Genomic DNA, 17027 nt, shown 5'->3' on the forward strand with positions numbered 1-17027 from the left:
TACACGCGACACCACACAAATAGCGTTTCGACAATTTTGCCATATCGGCTCCCCTCCTTGGGCTATGATGTTATCGACTTCTTGTTTTTGGACTCCCGATGGAGTCAGGCGGCCACCGGCGTCTTGAGAGCATGTTCCCAGTCGGCCAAAAGCTGCTCGGCTTCGCCAACGCCGAAGACATGGCGATCCGGACGGACCATCACGCTCGATGCGCCCTGTTCGCGGAGCCATGCCCGCAAGGCATCAGCGTAAGGCGCGAGCCGATCGTCGCCGAGATCCAGGCGAATGATCGGTGCGGGAACGTCGCCTGGCAGATCGTCACCGATCAATGCGGGCGAATTTCCCAGCAAAATATCGAAGCGGCGCCCATTCACGACCGGCTGCGGGAAGAGGCTTCCGGCCGCAGCGCTATTCGAGAAGAGAGCACCGGAAAGGTCAGGATAGGCGATGGACACGTCCTGGGCGCCAGTTGCCCTTCGTGCCAGCATCTCGGCATCGCGCGCCGCCGCCGCCTTGGCGTCCAACACACAGACCACGCGTCCCATCGCGATGGCTGTCTCGATCACGACCCGCGCATGCGGCTCGCGCTCCTCCTGATAACTGTCCAGAATCTGACCTTCGGCCTCGCCCCGAACGACCGCTGCGATCTTCCAGGCGAGATTGACGGCATCCCTGATGCCCGCGCACATACCTTGCCCGGCAAAGGGCGGTGTCTGGTGCGCGGCATCGCCGGCAAGGAACACGCGCCCGACCCGCCAACGATCGGCAACCAGCCCATGGAAGCGGTAGACGGCCTTGCGATCGATCCGCATGTGCTCGACCGCGCCCCAAGGCGCCAGCAACTCCCGGATCCGGTCGTCGCGGCTGATTTCGTCAGGCGCTTCTCCTGGAAGGATCATGAACTCCCAGCGGAAACGATCGCCGGCCATCGCCAGATGGGTGATCGGCCGTGCGGCATCGCAGATTTGCTGTGCAACGACCGGCGGCGCATGCTTGGACGGAATTTCCGCGTCGATGACCAGCCACGGCTCGTCGAAGTCATAATCCGAAAGCCCCACGCCTAGCGTCGACCGGATCAGACTGGACGCACCGTCGCACCCTGTCACATAGCGCGCCCGGACGGTTTGCGCGCCATCCGCCCCCTCAAGCGTGACTTCAACGCCATCGTCGGTTTGGCGCAGGCCCGTCGCGGCGACTCCGAGACGGACGTCGACGCCAAGCGCCCCGATCCGCTTACGCAGGATCGATTCCAGCGCCGGTTGGTGAAACGCATAGGAGTCGGCCCAGCCATAGGGACCAGTCTGCGCCAGCGGGAAGTCGAGGAGGATTTCGCGGTTTGCGGTAAGAAACTGATATCGGTCTCCTATCCGCGTATACGGACCCAGCTCGTCCTCGATGCCGAGCATCTGAAAGACGCGCATGATCTCGCCGTCGAAAACCGCCGCGCGTGGCAGGGGATAAATGGCCTGCGACTTGTCAATCGCTATTACTGAGAGGCCCTGCAGCCGAGCCAGGCCGGCCACCACATCGCCCACCGGTCCAAGTCCGACGACGAGCAGGTCACAATCGAAGTGGCTCATCGAGCGTCCTCCAGCTTCGTCACGGGCTGGGGTAGCGGCGGCATCTCCATGCCCCATTGGACGCCGAGCAGGTCAGGCAGCGTGGCTACGCCGCTGCCGTCCCGCGTGACCAGCTGGTCGCCATCGGTCCAATGCTCGACCTCGTTCCCGTAGGGATCGCGCCAATAGTCGAATACTTGGCTTCCCAGCTTGTGGCGCCCGATTCCCCATTGGTGATCCCAGCCCTTTCCGACGAGAAAGTCGTGGCCCGCCATCAGATCGTCCAGGTCGCGCACCTCGAAAGCAGCATGCATGAAGCCCGGCGGGATCGGACGCTCAAGCAGGAAGAGCGTGTGATGGTCGCAAGGTTCTTCTCCACGATCGCAACGCATGAATGCGCCGATGGCGGTTTCCGGAGCAGGCCGGATCTCGTCAGACGTGACGAAGCCGAACCGCTCCTTGTACCATTTTTCCGAGCGGGCGAAGTTCGTCACGCCGAGCACGACATGGCCTAGCCTGCGCACGTGCGACGGTCCTTTTTCCACGCGCCGCCAGACACCCTGACGCGGATAGGTCCCGCCCTGGTTCCACGGCTCCGAAGGCGGCGCCGGAAGAGGTTGCGCGGGTTGTTGGCCGGCAATCGCCTCCACCACGAAGCCATCGGGGTCGCACAGCCGCGCGACCAAACCGCCGCCCGGTCCCTCGAGCGTCTCCACCGTCACGCCTTCAGATGCGGCAAGGCGGCGCAGGTCATCTTCGCTGCGCAGCCAGATGCCAAAACCCAGAAAAGCCGGCTCGGACGCCTGCTCCGAGACATGGGCGAAGGGCGTGCCTTCATAGCCGCGCATGAACAGCCGTCCGTCCTGCCTTTCAGCGACGGCAAAACCGAAATCGAGAAGAAACCGCTCCATCGTATCCATGTCCGGCACGGCGAACCGTACGAACGCGACGTCATAGGCTTTCACGACACTCATTCAGACAACTCCTCAAGGATCGAACGCGCCGCCTCCTTTCCAATCTCGTGAACCTGGTCGAGAGGCGCCCCAAGCGCTCGCAAAATGGCCGCGGAGACATCCGTGGCGAAGGCCACGATGGATCCTTCGAACTCCTCGGACATCGCGTTGACGACAGCCGCCCGGGTCAGCCCAATGACAATCAGGACGCCGGTCGCCACGTCGATATCGCTGAAGCGCGCCTGCTCGATGCCGTGCCTGATGTCGGAGGAAAGACCGGCGTTAAGCGGATGCGCGATCGTCGTCAGACGTGCCGACAGGGTCAGGAGCGACTGAAGCCGGTCAGGGTGCTCCTTCGCATAGCGCAGCACCGAGCAAAACCCGCGGACGGCGCGCATCGCTGGATCGGCGATATCCTGGTTCGCGCGATAGATGTGAAATTCGACATCGCCTTGAACCAGCTCCCAAACCGCATCGGCGAGAGCCTGCTTGTCGGAAAAATGGTTGTAAAAACTGCCTTTTGCGACATCCGCCTGCTCGACGATATCATCGATCGTCACGGCATCGACGGAGCGGGTGGCGAACAGCCGCTGGCCGGCGTCGAGGAGCGCATGGCGCGTTCTCTGCCTCTGTCGGTTCCCCCGCATTGGGGCCTCTCTTGCAGTCATCCCAACCCTCTCCAGTCGGCTCGCATCGTTCTTTGCACTAGACAGTCATCTTTGAACGGTTTAGTCAACAAAAAAATGGATTTTTCTGGAGAGGCCCATGTCCAAGTCAGTGATTATCACCTGCGCCGTGACCGGTTCGCTGCACACGCCCACGATGTCGGACTATCTGCCGATCACGCCCGAGCAGATCGTGACGGAAGCGCTGGGCGCGGCGGAAGCGGGCGCCGCGATCCTTCACCTTCATGCGCGCGATCCGGACGACGGACGACCCACGGCCGATCCAGAGGTGTTCAAGCGCTTCCTCCCGCAGATCAAGCAGGCGACCGACTCCGTCGTGAACATCACCACCGGGGGAGCGCCCGGCATGACTCTCGATCAGCGACTCGCCGCCGCCGAACAGGCAAGCCCCGAGATGACCTCGCTCAACATGGGGACGATCAATATCGGAATTTTTCAGGCCGCGACCCGAATCAAGGAATTCAAATATGATTGGGAAAGACCATTCCTGGAATCGACCAGGGACGGAACCTTCAAAAATACTTTCGCGGACATCCAGGGTATCGTCGAACGGCTAGGCAAGGGTCATGGATGCCGCTTCGAATTCGAATGTTATGACGTCGGCCATCTTTATAACCTCGCCTGGGTTCTCGACCAGAAGCTCTACGATCCACCGCTTTTCATTCAGTTCTGCCTCGGAATCCTGGGCGGGATCGGCGCCGAGGTCGACAATCTGCTGCACATGGTGCGAACCGCGCAGCGGCTGTTCGGCGATGCCTTCGAATTCTCCGTCCTGGCCGCCGGGCGCCACCAGATGCCCATGGCGACGCAGAACGCCCTTCTTGGCGGCAATGTCAGAGTCGGGCTGGAAGACAGCCTGTTTCTTGAGCGCGGGACAATGGCGCAATCCAATGCGCAGCAGGTCGCGAAGATCGTGCGGATTCTCAAGGAACTCGGCCTTGATCCGGCAACGGCCGCCGAAGCGCGCGAGCGCCTGAAGCTCAAAGGGGCCGATCGGACGAATTTCTAGAATGGACGTTCCCGGCGTGGCGCGGCGGCGGAGAGGAAAACCGAAATGACGACGATTCCGCAGTATGAAGCTGACATCTACAGCGACGAGGCGATCCTGGATCCTTATCCGCACTATGCGGCTATGCGAAACCTTGGCGCCCTCCTCTATCTTCCGGCGCATGATATCTACGCCATTCCGCGATATGCTGAAGTCAAGGCGGCGCTGCTCGATCATCGCCATTTCCTTTCGGGCAAGGGCGTCGCCGGGTTCGAATGGCCCGAAGTGTTTCGCGTGGCAAACACCCTTGCGGCCGATGAGCCGGTCCATTCCCGCTTCCGATCCATCATCGGGGCGCCGCTTGCACCGCCGTCTCTCGAACGTTTGAGTGCTGATATCGAATTGGCTGCCGATGATCTCATCGCGCGCCTGATCGAACGGGGATCGTTCGATGGAATGACCGACCTCGCTCAGTTCATTCCTCTCTCGATCGTTTCCTCGCTTGTCGGTCTTCCTGAACACGGAAGACAGCGCATGCTGGAATGGGCGGCAGCCTCTTTCGACCTGCTTGGTGTGGGAAACAAGCGCGCGGCTGGCGCGGCGCAGGTCATCGGTGAGATGATCGCTTATGTGCAGAACGAGTGCCGGCCGGACACCGTGAGGCCAGAAGGCTGGGCGGCTCAGATCTGGCAGGCAGTGGAGCAAGGCAAGATCACACCTGCCGAGGCAGGCACGCTGCACATCGACATCGTCGCTCCGGCGCTCGACACGACCATCTTCGCAACCGGTCATCTGCTTTATCAGCTCGCCAGCAATCCGGGGGAATGGAACAAGCTGAAGGATTATCCCCGCCTCATCCCCGCCGCGATCGACGAAGCCGTCCGCCTCGATTCGCCGATTCGCGCCTTTGGGCGGGTCGTCGAGGGCGATCAGACTATCGACGGAGCGGCAATTCCCAGCGGGTTCCGGGTGTTGATGATGTATGCATCGGCCAACCGAGACGAACGCCGATGGGAGGATCCGGAACGATACTGGATCGAACGCCCGGGCCTGTCGGGGCATCTCGGCTTCGGCCAGGGGCGACATACCTGTGCCGGCATGCATCTGGCCAAATTGGAAATGCGTTCGCTTCTCAAATCGCTGCTCAAACGTGCCCGCCATATCGAGGTCGGCACGCCGAAGTTCCAGATGAACAATGTGCTGCGGGGTTTCGCATCGCTGCCGACGCGGCTCATCCCAGCCTGATCGCAATATTGAAGAAAGGAAGAAGCATGAAGTTATGCAGATTTACGGAAGGTGGCACGACGCGTCTCGGAAAGGTCGGGGATGATCGCGTTATCGACCTTTCGGCCCTTGAAGTTCCGGGCAACTCGATGCGCGTCCTGCTTGACAGCTGGGCCGAACGCAAGACGCAGGCCGAGGAAATTTTCTCTCCGTCCTTTCCCCTCACGGACGTTCGTCTCGAAGCCCCGATCGACGATCCGCGCAAATTCCTGGCGATCGGAATGAACTATCAAAAGCATGCCGATGAAGCGGCGGCCGCCGGTATCCCGGTGCCCACGAGCCAGCTTTGGTTCAACAAGCAGGTGACCTGTATCAATGGCCCGTTTGCCCCGGTAGATCTTCCCACGGTCTCCGACAAGCTCGACTATGAGGCCGAACTGGCCTTCGTGGTCGGTAAGCGCGCCCGTCATGTGTCCGAAGCCGATGCGCTCGGAATCGTCGCCGGCTATCTGGTCTGCAACGATGTGAGCGTGCGAGACTGGCAGGCGCGATCGCCCACTTTCACCCTGGGCAAAAGCTTCGATACCCATGGCCCTATCGGCCCCTGGATCACCACAGCGGACGAAATTGCCGATCCTCATGCGCTCGATATGCGTCTCTATGTCAATGGCGAGTTGCGCCAGGCAAGCTCGACCGGCGACATGATATACAGCATTCCGCAGCAGATCGCCTATCTCTCCACCGTCATGACGCTTGAGCCCGGCGATGTCATCGCCACGGGAACGCCTGCCGGCGTCGGCATCGCGAGCAATCGCTTTCTCCAGGTCGGCGATGTGATGAAGGTGGAGATCGACGGCCTGGGCCATATAGAAAACACCGTCGTGGCCGAAGCCTGATTGACGATGCCTCGGAATGGCGCGGCCAGTCTGCGCCATTCCATCATCGGTCGGTTTTTCCTATGGAAAGAAGCATGTCCACAAAGCCGCCAATTGAAATCCCGGTCGCTGAAAGCAGCCACTCGCTCATTCCCAAGGTTCGTAGCCGATCGCGACAGATATATCTCCGCCTGCGGCAAATGATCATCCTGGGCGAGCTCGTTCCGCTCCAGAAGCTGAAGATCGCGGAACTGGCCGAGGAGCTGGGAGCGAACTCGAGCGCCGTGCGCGAAGCCCTGTCGCGGCTGACAGCGGAACATCTGGTTGAGGCGCGGGACCAGCAGGGCTTCCGCGTCGCTCCCATCTCGATCGCGGAACTGGACGATCTCACGCGCACGCGGTGCGACATCGAAACCCTGGCTCTCAAACGCTCGATCGAACGGGGATCCAAGGCGTGGGCCCAGGCCTTGAAGCTGGCCCATCGCGAAATCAGCAACTATTCCGGCGATCCCCAGGCACCCGAAGGCATGGCGCTGCACGCCCAGTTCCACAAGGCCGTTCTTGCCGGCTGCGAAAGCCCCGCCCTGCTCAGGATCTGGCAGTCGCTTTACGAGATGGCGGAGCGCTATCGCGCGATCGCTGTTCGCCAGGCCGGCCCTTCGCGCCCGGTCGTTGACGAGCATGACCGTATCGCAAAGGCGGCGCTCGACCGGGATGTGGATGCCGCCGCTACTCTGCTGACCAATCATATCGAACGCACCGCGGCGCTGGTGCGGGACGCGATTCTGAAGGCATCGGCGGACGGAGGAAACTGTTAAATAGGAGTTTGGAACTCACACCGGACAGGTGGCAAGAAAGCGCAACAGCGCTTCGTTCACCAGATCGGGCCTTTCCGCCTGAATCCAGTGCCCGGCGCCATCGACGAAGGTTGCGTCGCCCATTTGCTCGGCGGCCGCCCGGAAGCCTGGAAATCCAAGGACGGTGTCCGCATTGCCGCCGATATAGGCTGCGGGAACCGGAAGCCGGGCGCCGCGCCAGGGCGCCGTGATCTCCCAATTCCTTTCGAACACGCGGTAGCCGTTCAGGCCACCCCGAAATCCGGTCCGCCCATATTGCTCGGCATAAGCGTCCAGTTCCTGGTCGCTCATGAACTCCATCGCGCCCGCCGGCGCGGGCAGCGTCTCGACCAGACCGCCGCCCGGCGCGGCCATCATCATGATGGGCGCACCTTCGTATGCGCCGGAGTTTGCGAAAAAGAGCCTGCGAAGCGCTTCGCGCGGATCTGCCTCCAGATCAGCCTCGGCAATGCCAGGCTCCTGAAAATAGATCATGTAGAATGCAGGAGGGACGGCGCCCCGCAACGCCCGGATCAAGCTCATCTCTCCTCGGGGAATATACGGCACCGAAAGGCCGAAAACCCCGCGGATACGATCCGGACGCATCAACGCGGCGTGATAGGCCGTCGTGGTGCCCGCATCGTGACCAACGATCACGGCCCGCTCGATCGCGAGCGCATCCATCGTTGCGATCACGTCGCCCACGGTATGGGCGACGCTATAGTCCTCCACGCTGCCTGGCGCATCGGATTGGCCGTGGCCTCTCATATCGAAGGCAAGCACCCTGTATCCCGCCCCGACGAGTATCGGGATCTGCTTACGCCAGCTTCGCCAATATTCCGGAAAGCCGTGACAAAGAAGGACGGCCGGGCCTGTTCCTTCATCCACCACGTGGATACGGCAACCGTCGACGTCAATGAAATGATGCTGCCTTGGCATGCTGATCTCCGATCGGCTCAGAGAGAGAAGCCAGGGGGCAACTGGATACCCGCATCGGCCAGCGCGGCCCGCTCGCGGGAGCGCGCGCGCCTCGCGCTTTCGCGGCGACCCGCCCTTTCCAGATAGGACTGCACCTCCGGGAAGGAGGCCAGATCGAAGCCTCCCAGGACGGCCAGTCCCAGACACCAGGCCACATAGGCATCGGTGATCGACCAGTCCCTGCCATTCCACCATTCAGGAAAACGGCCGGACGAGGATGCGAGGATATCGCGGAGCTGCTCTATCGCGACGGCTCGCGCGCTTTCGGGGGCGCCCGGCGCGATGCGGTCCGGCATCATGATGGACCGTGCCAGCGGATGGAGCGTATTCGAACACCATATCAGATCGGACCGGTACTGGGCCTTCTGCGCTGCATTGCCGGATGGCAGCAGCCTGGCCTCCGGATATTGCTCATCGATGAAGATCAGGATGCCGGCGCCTTCCGTGATGAGGCACCCATCGAACCGCAAGGCCGGCACCTTCCCCTTCGGGTTGACGGAAAGATAAGACGCAGAGCGTTGCTCGCCGGCAAAGATATTGATCACACGATCCTCATAATCGAGGCCGGCTTCCTCCAGCGCGATCATGGCGACACCGGAGCAGGCGCCGGGCATATGAAAAAGACAGATATCAGGCAATTCGGGTCACTCCGACGTGGCATAGCGCGACAAACATACGGCATCGTATGCATTTGGCAATATGATACGCCAGTAGCATGGCAAATTCCGGCGGCGGATGTGCAACCCGGCACCGATCGAACGCAACCGCCTGAATTGTCGTAATGAACGACAAACCGAAGGCTCTTGCGACTGTCCGGACGAAAGTCTCCTCGCAAGACATACGGCTCCGGCCAATTCATACCTGACATCCGGAATCGGATGTGATCCGCCGCAGCGGCTCTCACCCCGCCTGGCAATACCCGTCAGGCGAGGAGAATATCCTCGCATTGCTGGATCAGATCGGTGGCGTCGCTGGATATCAGCGTTCCCGCAACCCGCTGATAGGAATAGGCGAGAATTGCGCGAGCATGCGCTATCTCCTCGGTCACACCAGCCTGCACAAGCAGCTTCTCAATATATTGGAGACGTAGCTCGTCGACCTCCTCCAGCGCGATGCGAGCCCGTTCATCTCCCCTACCCCACAGGCGTATGGCCAGTTCCGTATCGGCCGCGAGCGCCGCGGTCTGTCCCTTCAGCGGAAGGCGAAGCAACTGCCGCAGCCGTTCCTCCGGCGACGCAACGCCGCTGTCGAGGCGCTCGATCAGCGCCAGCGTCGCGCGTCGTCGCCATCGGGTCAGCATCGTCTCGAGCAAGGCGTCTCTATCCCTGAAATGATAGTAGAAGCTGCCCTTGGTGACGTTCAGACGCTTGGCCAGTACCTCAATCCGGACGCCATCGATCCCATGCGCGCCCAATTCCGCCAGGGCTGCATCCGTCCAGGCATCGGCATCCAGACGCCCGGTGTCGGCCTTTGTCGGCTTGTTAGAGTTCCGGACGGTTCGCTGGTCCAACATCTGCCCTCGTGATAACTGACGATTTGCCTCCACTTACCCATGCCGGGCGCTGACTGGCAAGTAACGCAATCGGAGCGTCGTCGCTGTCGCTTCATCGGGTCTGCAGAGGCGCATTCTCCAGCCGGCAAGAACGGCGCCAGCAACCCGGCGTTTGTCCGAATTGTCTCTTGAACGCCCGGACCAGGGCGGCGGACGAGCCGAAGCCGATTTGCTCGGCGATGACCGATATGGACGCGCTGCTGTCGGCAAGGATTTCCGATGCCTGCAACAGACGAAACCGATTGATCGTAGCCATTGGAGGCGCGCCGAACGCGCATCGGAACCGCTGGGCAAATGCGGCGCGGCTAAGACCCGCTGAAGCCGCCAAATCCGCCACCGTCCATCTTTTCCCCGGCGTCGCCAGGAACGTGGTCATCGCACGCAGCAGATATTCGTCGTGCTGAATCGATCCGAAGGCGAGATTCGCCTTCAACAATCGCTCGCGAGCATATCCGACGATTTGCAGCATGATGATTTCGGCAAGCCGGCGCGCAACTCCGCGCTCGCTGCTACTTCCCTCGTCCAAGCACTCGAGCATTTCCACTGCCTTGGCAATAAGAGACGCATAGGGTTCGGCCCGCGCCGGTATGACTATCGATCCCCACGGCAGTCGCTGAAGCACCGCAACGCTGCGGTCGATGCTGCCTGTAAATATCTCTACGGGCAAAGCCCCGGCGAAATCGGCGTTGCCATGGCGTGCACCTCTTTCAGCAGGATGAAGTTGCGAGGAATCGAGCCATTCGTGGCTCCGGCCCTCGACGCCGACGACACTGCCCGTCGGCAAGAAGATCGCCTTCCCTCCCTGCGCCCGAAACCAGGCCCCGCCCTTTCTGACGAGATAGAAGTTTGCACGGCTTGGATCCGGCTTCGCAAGGCGAAAGGGACGATCGAACCGCAATCGCCCGAATTCGACCCCGACCAACCGCAGGTCGGGCGTGCGTAGCAATGCGGTCCAGTCACCGGACGTTAGATCAATCATTCGAGTTTCTCAATCAATGCGCAACTCCTTCTCACGCCTGAAAAGGGCTTCGGCAAGAACAAAGGAGAGGAATTAACCATGGAAACAACCGACGTGCTCGTTGTCGGCGGCGGCGGATGCGGCCTGTCGCTCGCGATCTTTCTGAGTGACCTCGATGTCGATTTCCTGATGATAGAGCGGCGGGAAGCCACCTCTCATCTTCCCAAGGCCCATTATCTCAACGCACGGACGATGGAGATTTTCCGCCAGTACGATGTCGCTGACGACATTCAGGCAGTCGGCACGCCGCCATATTACCGCTCGCGGACAAAATGGTTCACAAGCTTCGCAGGCGACAGCCCGTTGGACGGCAAGTGCATTTTCGAAACGGGCGGATTGGGCGGCCATGGCTCGGCGCGTGAACCCGACTACCGTGCGGCCAGCCCGGCGGATTCAGCAAATCTCCCGCAAATCCGGCTAGAACCGATTCTGCGCCGTCATGCGGAGAAGCGCGCGGGACAGCGGATACGCTTTCGCCAAGAACTGCTTTCCTACGAGCAGGATATCGATGGCGTGACCGCCCATGTCCGCGACCACTCCGACGGTTCCGAATATGAGGTGCGCGCCAGATATATCGTCGGGGCGGATCGTGGCCGTACCGTCGGGCCGGTAGCCGGGATCGAACTGGAAGGCGAAACGGACCTGATCACCCAGGTGAGCGTGCATTTCCAAGCCGATCTATCGCGCTGGTATCCCGATGATCGGGTGCTGCTCAATTGGCTTCGCAGTCCCTATCGTCCTGGCGTTTCCGTGATCGTGCCGATGGGGCCGGGCAATTGGGGCCGCCATTCCCCGGAATGGTCGATCAGCTTTCCGAAAATGCCTGATGATCCGGAATGGACCGAGGAAAATGTCGTTCCAATGGTCCGGAAGATTCTCGGCATCCCCAAACTGGAGCTTTCCGTGCTTTGCAAGACCGAATGGACGGTCGAGGGCGTACTTGCGAACGCCTATCGCCGCGGACGGGTATTCGTCGCGGGAGACGCGGCGCATCGGCATCCACCGACGACTGGTCTTGGCCTTAATACCGGCATCCAGGATGCCCATAATCTGGCCTGGAAACTGGCGTTGGTTACCAGATACGGTGCCGCCGACAGGCTCCTGGACTCCTATGAAGCGGAGCGACGCCCTGTGGGGGCCTTCAATGTCGAATGGGCGCTCAATGCCTTCTTCAATCATTTGCTGCTCGAGGCGGCGATCGTGGACACGCACCCCAACCATCGTTCGCAAATTCAAAGTTCCGGACATGTTATCGCCGCCTATTCCGCGCTGCTGGCGGATACAGCCAATGGCCGGATGCGCCGCGCTCGGCTGAATCAGATTTTCGATACGCAACACATCGAATTCTACGCGAGAGACGTTGAGCTAGGGTTTGTATATGAACGGGGTGCAATCGTACTTGACGGACTTCCCGCGTCGCCTCGCGATCCGCTAGGACAAGATTATGGTCCGTTTGCCAGACCCGGCCATCGTCTTCCACATATTTGGCTCGACAGGTGTGGAGAGCAGATCTCCAGCCATGACCTTGTCAGCGGCACAAACGGTTTTGTCTTGCTCGCCGGAGCATATTCCAACGAGTGGGAAGCGGCGGTCGATCAAGCCGTCGCAGAAACAGGTATTCCGCTGCAAATGGTCGCCATGGGCCACGATGTGGACGATTCCGAAGGCCAGTGGGAGACTATTACTGGCCTGTCGGAACAAGGCGTCCTATTGATCCGGCCGGACAATATCATAGCGTGGAAAACGGAGAGAACTGACACGCTGATCTTTGCAGAATTTATCGATATTCTCAAAAATATCTGCCAGACAGAAGGTGGAAGGCGCAGTCGTTCGGATGAGTCCGTCAGGCCGTGATGGCTACCGCACATCGGTCGATTTTCGAATGAAACCGGCTCGATCCAATGGTCTGGCCCGGAACACCGCTGGTCGGCTTCCGAGCCTTCCGTCCCCGTCCCCCGGAACAAACTCAGCGTTTGAAGGCGCGCTCGTGAATCCAGCCGTCATTGGTGAGCAGGATGGTGGCGTTGGCGTCGATGGACGATTGGGTGTCGCGTTTGAGCTGCGGAAATGCCGCGAGCATGGCGGGCTGCTTGGCCCATTCGGGCAGTTCCGCGAGGTGATAGCGATAGCTGACCCGCGAGACCTTCACCCCCATGGCGTCGGCCGGTTCGGTAAATTGCACAATTTCGTCGACCGTGGGCTTGCCGTAGCAGAGCCTTTGGTCGGGGCTGGTGAACGCGGTTCGCTCGCCAACCTGCGAGACGGCCTTTCGTCCTTCCGGCGTCAGGTCATAGGCGCGCACAGGCAGATCGGACGATTGGTTGCCCCACAGGCCGGTTCTCACCTTGATGGCGGTTTCGCCGACCTTGAGCAGACCGGCTTCCACAAGGGCGTCGAACGGCGCTCGTTCACGCTGCCGGTTCTGCGCCTGAGGTTCGGACGTTGTCGGGGCGGCCGAGACGTAGCGCGGAAAGTCGGGCGGATTGTCGCCCTCCGGACGCTCGGTGCTCCTGGGAATCGAAAGGCAGGGCGGGTTTTGCGCGATGTACGTGTTGATCGCCGTCTTGAAGTTGCCCTCGCTGGCGGCTTTCGGATCGGAACAAGCCGAAAGGCCAAGGGCCGCCACTCCAAACAAAACCGCATGCCGCATAAGCGCTCTCCCAATTCAACCTAAGGAATAGCTACCAAGCAACCCCGATTGCCATTGGCGTTATCAAAATCCGCCATCGACATGCAGTCCCATGAGAAATGCCGGCGCAATGGCGATTGAGAGGGACGCGATCTACCGGTGCCTGCACCGCCGAACGGCTAACCGGCATAGCGTGCTTCGAGCAGGTCGAGTTCGCGGATCAGCTTGCGCGCGACTTCACTGCCGACCCGACGCTCACGAACCATCTTGAAGATGGCGGTGCGCTCGGCCTTGACAGCCGCGAGCCGCAGATCGCGCTCGATCCGTTCCGACCGGCGTCCTGTGGCATTGTGCTCGATATTGCCCTGCCGGTTCTCGATGCGCTGGCGATAGCCTTCCATGACGCGCCAACCCGCCGAAACATAGAGGTCGGCATCGCCGCGTCCTTCCGCCAGATCATGCTGAACATGCTCGATCCGGGCGATGGCTGCCTGCGCCGCTTCGATCCGCGCCATGTCTTCTTCGGCCTGATATGATGGCTCCGCGGGCATTTCGAGGCCGTTCAACAGCCAGGGCAATCCCACGCTGGCGACAATAAGCGAGACTATGATCACGCCCATGGCGAGGAAGATCGCAAGTTCGCGCCCCGGAAAGGCCGCCCCGTCCGTCATCGTGAGAGGAAGCGTCAACACACCGGCAAGCGTGATCGCGCCCCGCACGCCCGCGAAGGACATGGCCGCGACGATGCGCCAGTTCGGCGTCGTGCGCCGTTCCTCGCTGCGGAACAGGGTGAGCCGGAAGGAGAGCCACACCCACGCAAAACGAAGCGCCGCCAGCGCCAGATTGATCGCCAGCACATAGATGACCAGCCATCCCGGCTCATGATGCCCGGTAAGGCGCACCGTTTCGGCGGCGCCCGCCAAGATCATTGGAAGCTGCTCGCCCAGCAGCACGAAGATGATGCCGTTCGCCGCGAACTGAATGATGTCCCAGACGGTATTCCGGCGAATGCGGGTGGCGGCGAGCGCCTGTCCGCCGCCTTCGACGAATCCCATGGTGAGACCCGCCGCGACGGCGGCGAGGATGCCCGAACAATGGAGGTGCTCCGCGGCGAGATAGGCGCCGAACGGAATGAGCAGGCTGATCAGGATCTGGGAACCGCTGTCTTCGCCCAGCCGTCGGCTGAGCCATGATTTGGTCCGCCCGACCAGCCAGGTCAGCCCGGCGCCGATCGCGATGCCGCCGAACGCCACCCACAGGAAATTGAGCGCGGCCTCCTGGACCGAGAAGGTGCCTGTCAGCGCCGCGGCGATGGCGAAGCGCAGGCAGACCAGTCCGGAAGCATCGTTCAGGAGCGACTCGCCTTCCAGGATGTGCATCATGCGCTTGGGAATGGGCACGCGCTGGGCGATCGCCGACACGGCGATCGGGTCCGTCGGCGAAATCACGGCCGCCAGCGCGAAGGCCACCGGCATCGGCATGGCGGGGACCATCCAGTGGATGAACAGCCCCATGCCCACCACGGTGAAGATCACCAGGCCCAACGCCAGTTCGAGAATGGTCTTGCCGTCCTTGAACAGTTCTTCGCGCGGTATCCGCCAGCCATCGAGGAACAGCAGCGGCGGCAGGAACAGCAGGAAGAATATCTCGGGATCGAGCGTCACCCGCCAGTTCGCCACCAGGCCGATCATGGCGCCCAGCGCGATCTGCACCAGTGGCCTGGGCACGGGAATCGGCAGGAGGCGCGATAGCACGCCGCTCACGACCACGGCGAACAGCAGGATGAGGACAATCGTGATGGTTTCCAAAAGGCAGCTTCCGTTCGGACGTTGGGAATCTGGAATCTATAGCGATTTTGCGCCGGGGAGCCAGTGTGCCGCATCCGTCATCGGGCAAACGCCGCTTGTCATCGCAAGGCTGCGGTCGTCCGTCGCGCGAAGGTATGAAGCTATGAGGTGCGATCACATTCTGCAGCGGACCGGGATTCGCCTCATGCGCTTTTCAATATGCCGGCGAGATAGTCCTCGTCCTTCACCTTCTCCATCCAGACGACGTTCCTGCCGTCGAGCGCTTCCGTCACGGCGATATGGGTCATGGCGGTGGTGGCGGTCGCGCCATGCCAGTGCTTGTGGCCCGGCGGGCACCAGATCACATCCCCTGCCCTGATCTCGACGATGGGCTCGCCCTCGCACTGGGTCCAGCCGCACCCGGCGGTCACGATCAGCGTCTGGCCGAGCGGATGCGTGTGCCAGGCCGATCGCGCGCCCGGCTCGAACGTAACATAGGCGCAAGAAGCGCGGGCGGGCTCCGGCGGCGTGTTCAGCGGGTCGATTCGGACGGTGCCGGTGAAATAGTCTTCCGGTCCCTTCTGGGATGGCTGCGAGCCGGCGCGCATCAGTTTCATGTCGGTTCTCCTATATCGGTCGGCGTTCAGAGGCCGGCTTGCCGCGCGGCGCATATTCCATGGCCGCGGAGCGAAGCTCCTCCTCATTGATATCGGCGAGAACCACGGCGGCACCCGCCTGAGCAAAGGCCTGCGCGGTCGCAAGGCCCATGCCGGAACTAGCGCCGGTGACGAGGGGTCACCTGCCCCGAAAAGTCGTAGGCCGGGTTCATCGTTCGTCTGCTGTCGTTCCGTTGGCCAGCGACGCGCTGTCGATCACGAAGCGGTATTTGACGTCGCTGCGCTGCATCCGGTCATAGGCTTGATCGATCTGCTGGATCGGGATCATCTCGATATCGGCGGTGATCCCGTGCTCGGCGCAGAAATCGAGCATTTCTTGCGTCTCCGCGATGCCGCCGATCAGCGAACCGGCGATCGAACGCCGCCCGAAGATCAGCACGCCGACATTGGGGCTTGGATGCGGATGCTCGGGGACGCCCACCAGCGTCATCGTCCCGTCGAGCTTGAGCAGCGCCGTATAGGCATCGAGATTATGGCTGGCGGCGACCGTGTTCAGGATGAAGTCGAAGCTGTTCGCGTGCGCCGCCATTTCGTCCGCATTGCGCGAATTGACGACCTCATCGGCGCCGAGCGCGCGCGCGTCGTCGCGCTTGCTGTCCGACGTGGTGAAAGCGACGACATGCGCGCCCATCGCGTGCGCCAGCTTCACGCCGACATGGCCGAGACCGCCGATGCCGACGATGCCGACCTTCTTGCCCGGCCCCGCCTGCCAGTGACGCAGCGGCGAGTAGGTTGTGATCCCGGCGCACAGCAAAGGCGCGACCGCGGCAAGCTGCTCTTCGGGATGGCGGATCTTGAGGACGAACCTGTCGTTGACGACGATCCGTTGCGAATAGCCGCCCAGCGTATGTCCCGGCGCATCTGCGGTCGGGCCGTTGTAGGTGCCGACGAAGCCCTCCTTGCAATATTGCTCCAGGTCTGCGTCGCAGGCGTGACAATGCTGACAGCTATCGACCATGCAGCCGACGCCGACAGTCTCGCCGACCGTGAACGCCGTCACCTGATCGCCCACCGCCGCCACATGGCCGACGATCTCATGCCCCGGCACGCAAGGATAGAGCGTGCCCGCCCATTCGCTGCGAACCTGATGCAGGTCGGAATGGCAGACGCCGCAATAGGCGATCTCGATCTGGACATCGTGCGGGCCGGGCGCGCGGCGCTCGATGTCCATCGGTTCGAGCGGCCTGTCGCCCGCAAATGCGCCATAGGCTTTGGTTGTCATCGATAGTGTCCTCCAGCATTGGGTGTGGCGGCCGGCGCCGCCG

At 61.7% G+C, this 17027-nt stretch carries 17 protein-coding genes; 5 read left to right on the forward strand and 12 right to left on the reverse strand.

The features are described 5' to 3' along the window. Positions 1 to 104 precede the first annotated feature (104 nt). Genes IQ35_RS05235 through IQ35_RS05245 form a run of 3 tightly spaced genes read right to left on the reverse strand, consistent with a single transcriptional unit; the run spans position 105 to position 3180 of the window. Positions 105 to 1580, reverse strand: coding sequence for a bifunctional 3-(3-hydroxy-phenyl)propionate/3-hydroxycinnamic acid hydroxylase (locus IQ35_RS05235; protein ID WP_158636590.1), 1476 nt, complete (start codon positions 1578 to 1580; stop codon positions 105 to 107). After that, positions 1577 to 2533 carry a VOC family protein gene (locus IQ35_RS05240; protein ID WP_145072176.1) on the reverse strand — a complete coding sequence of 319 codons (957 nt, stop codon included), beginning with the start codon at positions 2531 to 2533 and terminating at the stop codon, positions 1577 to 1579. Before IQ35_RS05240 ends, IQ35_RS05235 begins: the two co-directional genes overlap by 4 nt. Next, a complete protein-coding gene (locus IQ35_RS05245; protein ID WP_145072177.1) occupies positions 2530 to 3180 on the reverse strand; it encodes a TetR/AcrR family transcriptional regulator in 651 nt (216 codons plus the stop codon). The genes IQ35_RS05240 and IQ35_RS05245 overlap by 4 nt, the downstream gene beginning before the upstream one ends. Before the next feature lie 97 nt (positions 3181 to 3277). Between IQ35_RS05245 and kce the strand changes: the two genes are divergently transcribed. The 4 genes from kce to IQ35_RS05265 all read left to right on the forward strand — a co-directional run bounded on the left by kce (position 3278) and on the right by IQ35_RS05265 (position 7103). Then, entirely contained in the window at positions 3278 to 4207 is a 930-nt protein-coding gene (kce, locus tag IQ35_RS05250) for a 3,5-dioxohexanoate:acetyl-CoA acetone transferase (protein ID WP_021246942.1), read from the forward strand. A gap of 45 nt (positions 4208 to 4252) precedes the next feature. Beyond that, positions 4253 to 5431, forward strand: a complete 1179-nt coding sequence (locus IQ35_RS05255) for a cytochrome P450 (protein WP_145072178.1) — start codon at positions 4253 to 4255, stop codon at positions 5429 to 5431. Positions 5432 to 5457: 26 nt separating this feature from the next. Beyond that, positions 5458 to 6306, forward strand: a complete 849-nt coding sequence (locus IQ35_RS05260; RefSeq protein WP_021246944.1) for a fumarylacetoacetate hydrolase family protein — start codon at positions 5458 to 5460, stop codon at positions 6304 to 6306. A gap of 74 nt (positions 6307 to 6380) precedes the next feature. Further along, positions 6381 to 7103, forward strand: coding sequence for a GntR family transcriptional regulator (locus IQ35_RS05265; protein ID WP_021246945.1), 723 nt, complete (start codon positions 6381 to 6383; stop codon positions 7101 to 7103). Between the two features lie 15 nt (positions 7104 to 7118). On the opposite strand, the gene IQ35_RS05270 is transcribed toward IQ35_RS05265, so the two are convergent. The 4 genes from IQ35_RS05270 to IQ35_RS05285 all read right to left on the reverse strand — a co-directional run bounded on the left by IQ35_RS05270 (position 7119) and on the right by IQ35_RS05285 (position 10630). Next, entirely contained in the window at positions 7119 to 8060 is a 942-nt protein-coding gene (locus tag IQ35_RS05270; protein WP_021246946.1) for an alpha/beta fold hydrolase, read from the reverse strand. Between the two features lie 17 nt (positions 8061 to 8077). After that, positions 8078 to 8737 (reverse strand): glutathione S-transferase family protein, encoded by a 660-nt coding sequence (locus IQ35_RS05275; RefSeq protein WP_148648529.1) that lies wholly within the window; start codon positions 8735 to 8737, stop codon positions 8078 to 8080. A gap of 284 nt (positions 8738 to 9021) precedes the next feature. Further along, on the reverse strand, positions 9022 to 9612 hold the full coding sequence (locus IQ35_RS05280; protein WP_145072179.1) for a TetR/AcrR family transcriptional regulator: 591 nt from the start codon (positions 9610 to 9612) through the stop codon (positions 9022 to 9024). A gap of 91 nt (positions 9613 to 9703) precedes the next feature. Next, positions 9704 to 10630, reverse strand: a complete 927-nt coding sequence (locus IQ35_RS05285) for a helix-turn-helix domain-containing protein (RefSeq protein ID WP_145072180.1) — start codon at positions 10628 to 10630, stop codon at positions 9704 to 9706. A 78-nt stretch (positions 10631 to 10708) separates the two neighbouring features. Here IQ35_RS05285 and IQ35_RS05290 point away from each other — a divergent pair, with 78 nt between their 5' ends. After that, the gene (locus tag IQ35_RS05290; RefSeq protein ID WP_145072181.1) at positions 10709 to 12523 is read left to right on the forward strand and encodes an FAD-dependent monooxygenase; all 1815 of its coding nucleotides are present in this window, start codon (positions 10709 to 10711) and stop codon (positions 12521 to 12523) included. 112 nt (positions 12524 to 12635) lie between these two features. Here IQ35_RS05290 and IQ35_RS05295 read toward each other — a convergent pair whose 3' ends face one another. The 5 genes from IQ35_RS05295 to IQ35_RS05315 all read right to left on the reverse strand — a co-directional run bounded on the left by IQ35_RS05295 (position 12636) and on the right by IQ35_RS05315 (position 16984). Further along, positions 12636 to 13319 carry a hypothetical protein gene (locus tag IQ35_RS05295; protein WP_145072182.1) on the reverse strand — a complete coding sequence of 228 codons (684 nt, stop codon included), beginning with the start codon at positions 13317 to 13319 and terminating at the stop codon, positions 12636 to 12638. A 158-nt stretch (positions 13320 to 13477) separates the two neighbouring features. Further along, positions 13478 to 15106 carry a Na+/H+ antiporter gene (locus IQ35_RS05300; protein ID WP_145072183.1) on the reverse strand — a complete coding sequence of 543 codons (1629 nt, stop codon included), beginning with the start codon at positions 15104 to 15106 and terminating at the stop codon, positions 13478 to 13480. A gap of 182 nt (positions 15107 to 15288) precedes the next feature. Further along, entirely contained in the window at positions 15289 to 15702 is a 414-nt protein-coding gene (locus tag IQ35_RS05305) for a (R)-mandelonitrile lyase (protein WP_145072184.1), read from the reverse strand. Between the two features lie 10 nt (positions 15703 to 15712). Further along, entirely contained in the window at positions 15713 to 15853 is a 141-nt protein-coding gene (locus IQ35_RS21420; RefSeq protein ID WP_021246954.1) for a hypothetical protein, read from the reverse strand. A 57-nt stretch (positions 15854 to 15910) separates the two neighbouring features. Continuing rightward, entirely contained in the window at positions 15911 to 16984 is a 1074-nt protein-coding gene (locus IQ35_RS05315; protein WP_021246955.1) for an NAD(P)-dependent alcohol dehydrogenase, read from the reverse strand. Between the last annotated feature and the right edge of the window lie 43 nt (positions 16985 to 17027).

Origin of the sequence: Sphingobium wenxiniae, assembly GCF_007830065.1 — a bacterium.
Taxonomy (GTDB): domain Bacteria; phylum Pseudomonadota; class Alphaproteobacteria; order Sphingomonadales; family Sphingomonadaceae; genus Sphingobium; species Sphingobium wenxiniae.

Excerpts from the sequence above, each read along its gene's own strand:
- IQ35_RS05295 (WP_145072182.1), bottom strand. The coding sequence starts at position 13,319 with ATGCGGCATGCGGTTTTGTTTGGAGTGGCGGCCCTTGGCCTTTCGGCT.
- IQ35_RS05285 (WP_145072180.1), bottom strand. The coding sequence starts at position 10,630 with ATGATTGATCTAACGTCCGGTGACTGGACCGCATTGCTACGCACGCCC.
- IQ35_RS05255 (WP_145072178.1), top strand. The coding sequence starts at position 4,253 with ATGACGACGATTCCGCAGTATGAAGCTGACATCTACAGCGACGAGGCG.
- kce (WP_021246942.1), top strand. The coding sequence starts at position 3,278 with ATGTCCAAGTCAGTGATTATCACCTGCGCCGTGACCGGTTCGCTGCAC.
- IQ35_RS05270 (WP_021246946.1), bottom strand. The coding sequence starts at position 8,060 with ATGCCAAGGCAGCATCATTTCATTGACGTCGACGGTTGCCGTATCCAC.
- IQ35_RS05265 (WP_021246945.1), top strand. The coding sequence starts at position 6,381 with ATGTCCACAAAGCCGCCAATTGAAATCCCGGTCGCTGAAAGCAGCCAC.
- IQ35_RS21420 (WP_021246954.1), bottom strand. The coding sequence starts at position 15,853 with ATGGGCCTTGCGACCGCGCAGGCCTTTGCTCAGGCGGGTGCCGCCGTG.
- IQ35_RS05240 (WP_145072176.1), bottom strand. The coding sequence starts at position 2,533 with ATGAGTGTCGTGAAAGCCTATGACGTCGCGTTCGTACGGTTCGCCGTG.
- IQ35_RS05245 (WP_145072177.1), bottom strand. The coding sequence starts at position 3,180 with ATGACTGCAAGAGAGGCCCCAATGCGGGGGAACCGACAGAGGCAGAGA.
- IQ35_RS05235 (WP_158636590.1), bottom strand. The coding sequence starts at position 1,580 with ATGAGCCACTTCGATTGTGACCTGCTCGTCGTCGGACTTGGACCGGTG.
- IQ35_RS05290 (WP_145072181.1), top strand. The coding sequence starts at position 10,709 with ATGGAAACAACCGACGTGCTCGTTGTCGGCGGCGGCGGATGCGGCCTG.
- IQ35_RS05315 (WP_021246955.1), bottom strand. The coding sequence starts at position 16,984 with ATGACAACCAAAGCCTATGGCGCATTTGCGGGCGACAGGCCGCTCGAA.
- IQ35_RS05260 (WP_021246944.1), top strand. The coding sequence starts at position 5,458 with ATGAAGTTATGCAGATTTACGGAAGGTGGCACGACGCGTCTCGGAAAG.
- IQ35_RS05280 (WP_145072179.1), bottom strand. The coding sequence starts at position 9,612 with ATGTTGGACCAGCGAACCGTCCGGAACTCTAACAAGCCGACAAAGGCC.
- IQ35_RS05305 (WP_145072184.1), bottom strand. The coding sequence starts at position 15,702 with ATGAAACTGATGCGCGCCGGCTCGCAGCCATCCCAGAAGGGACCGGAA.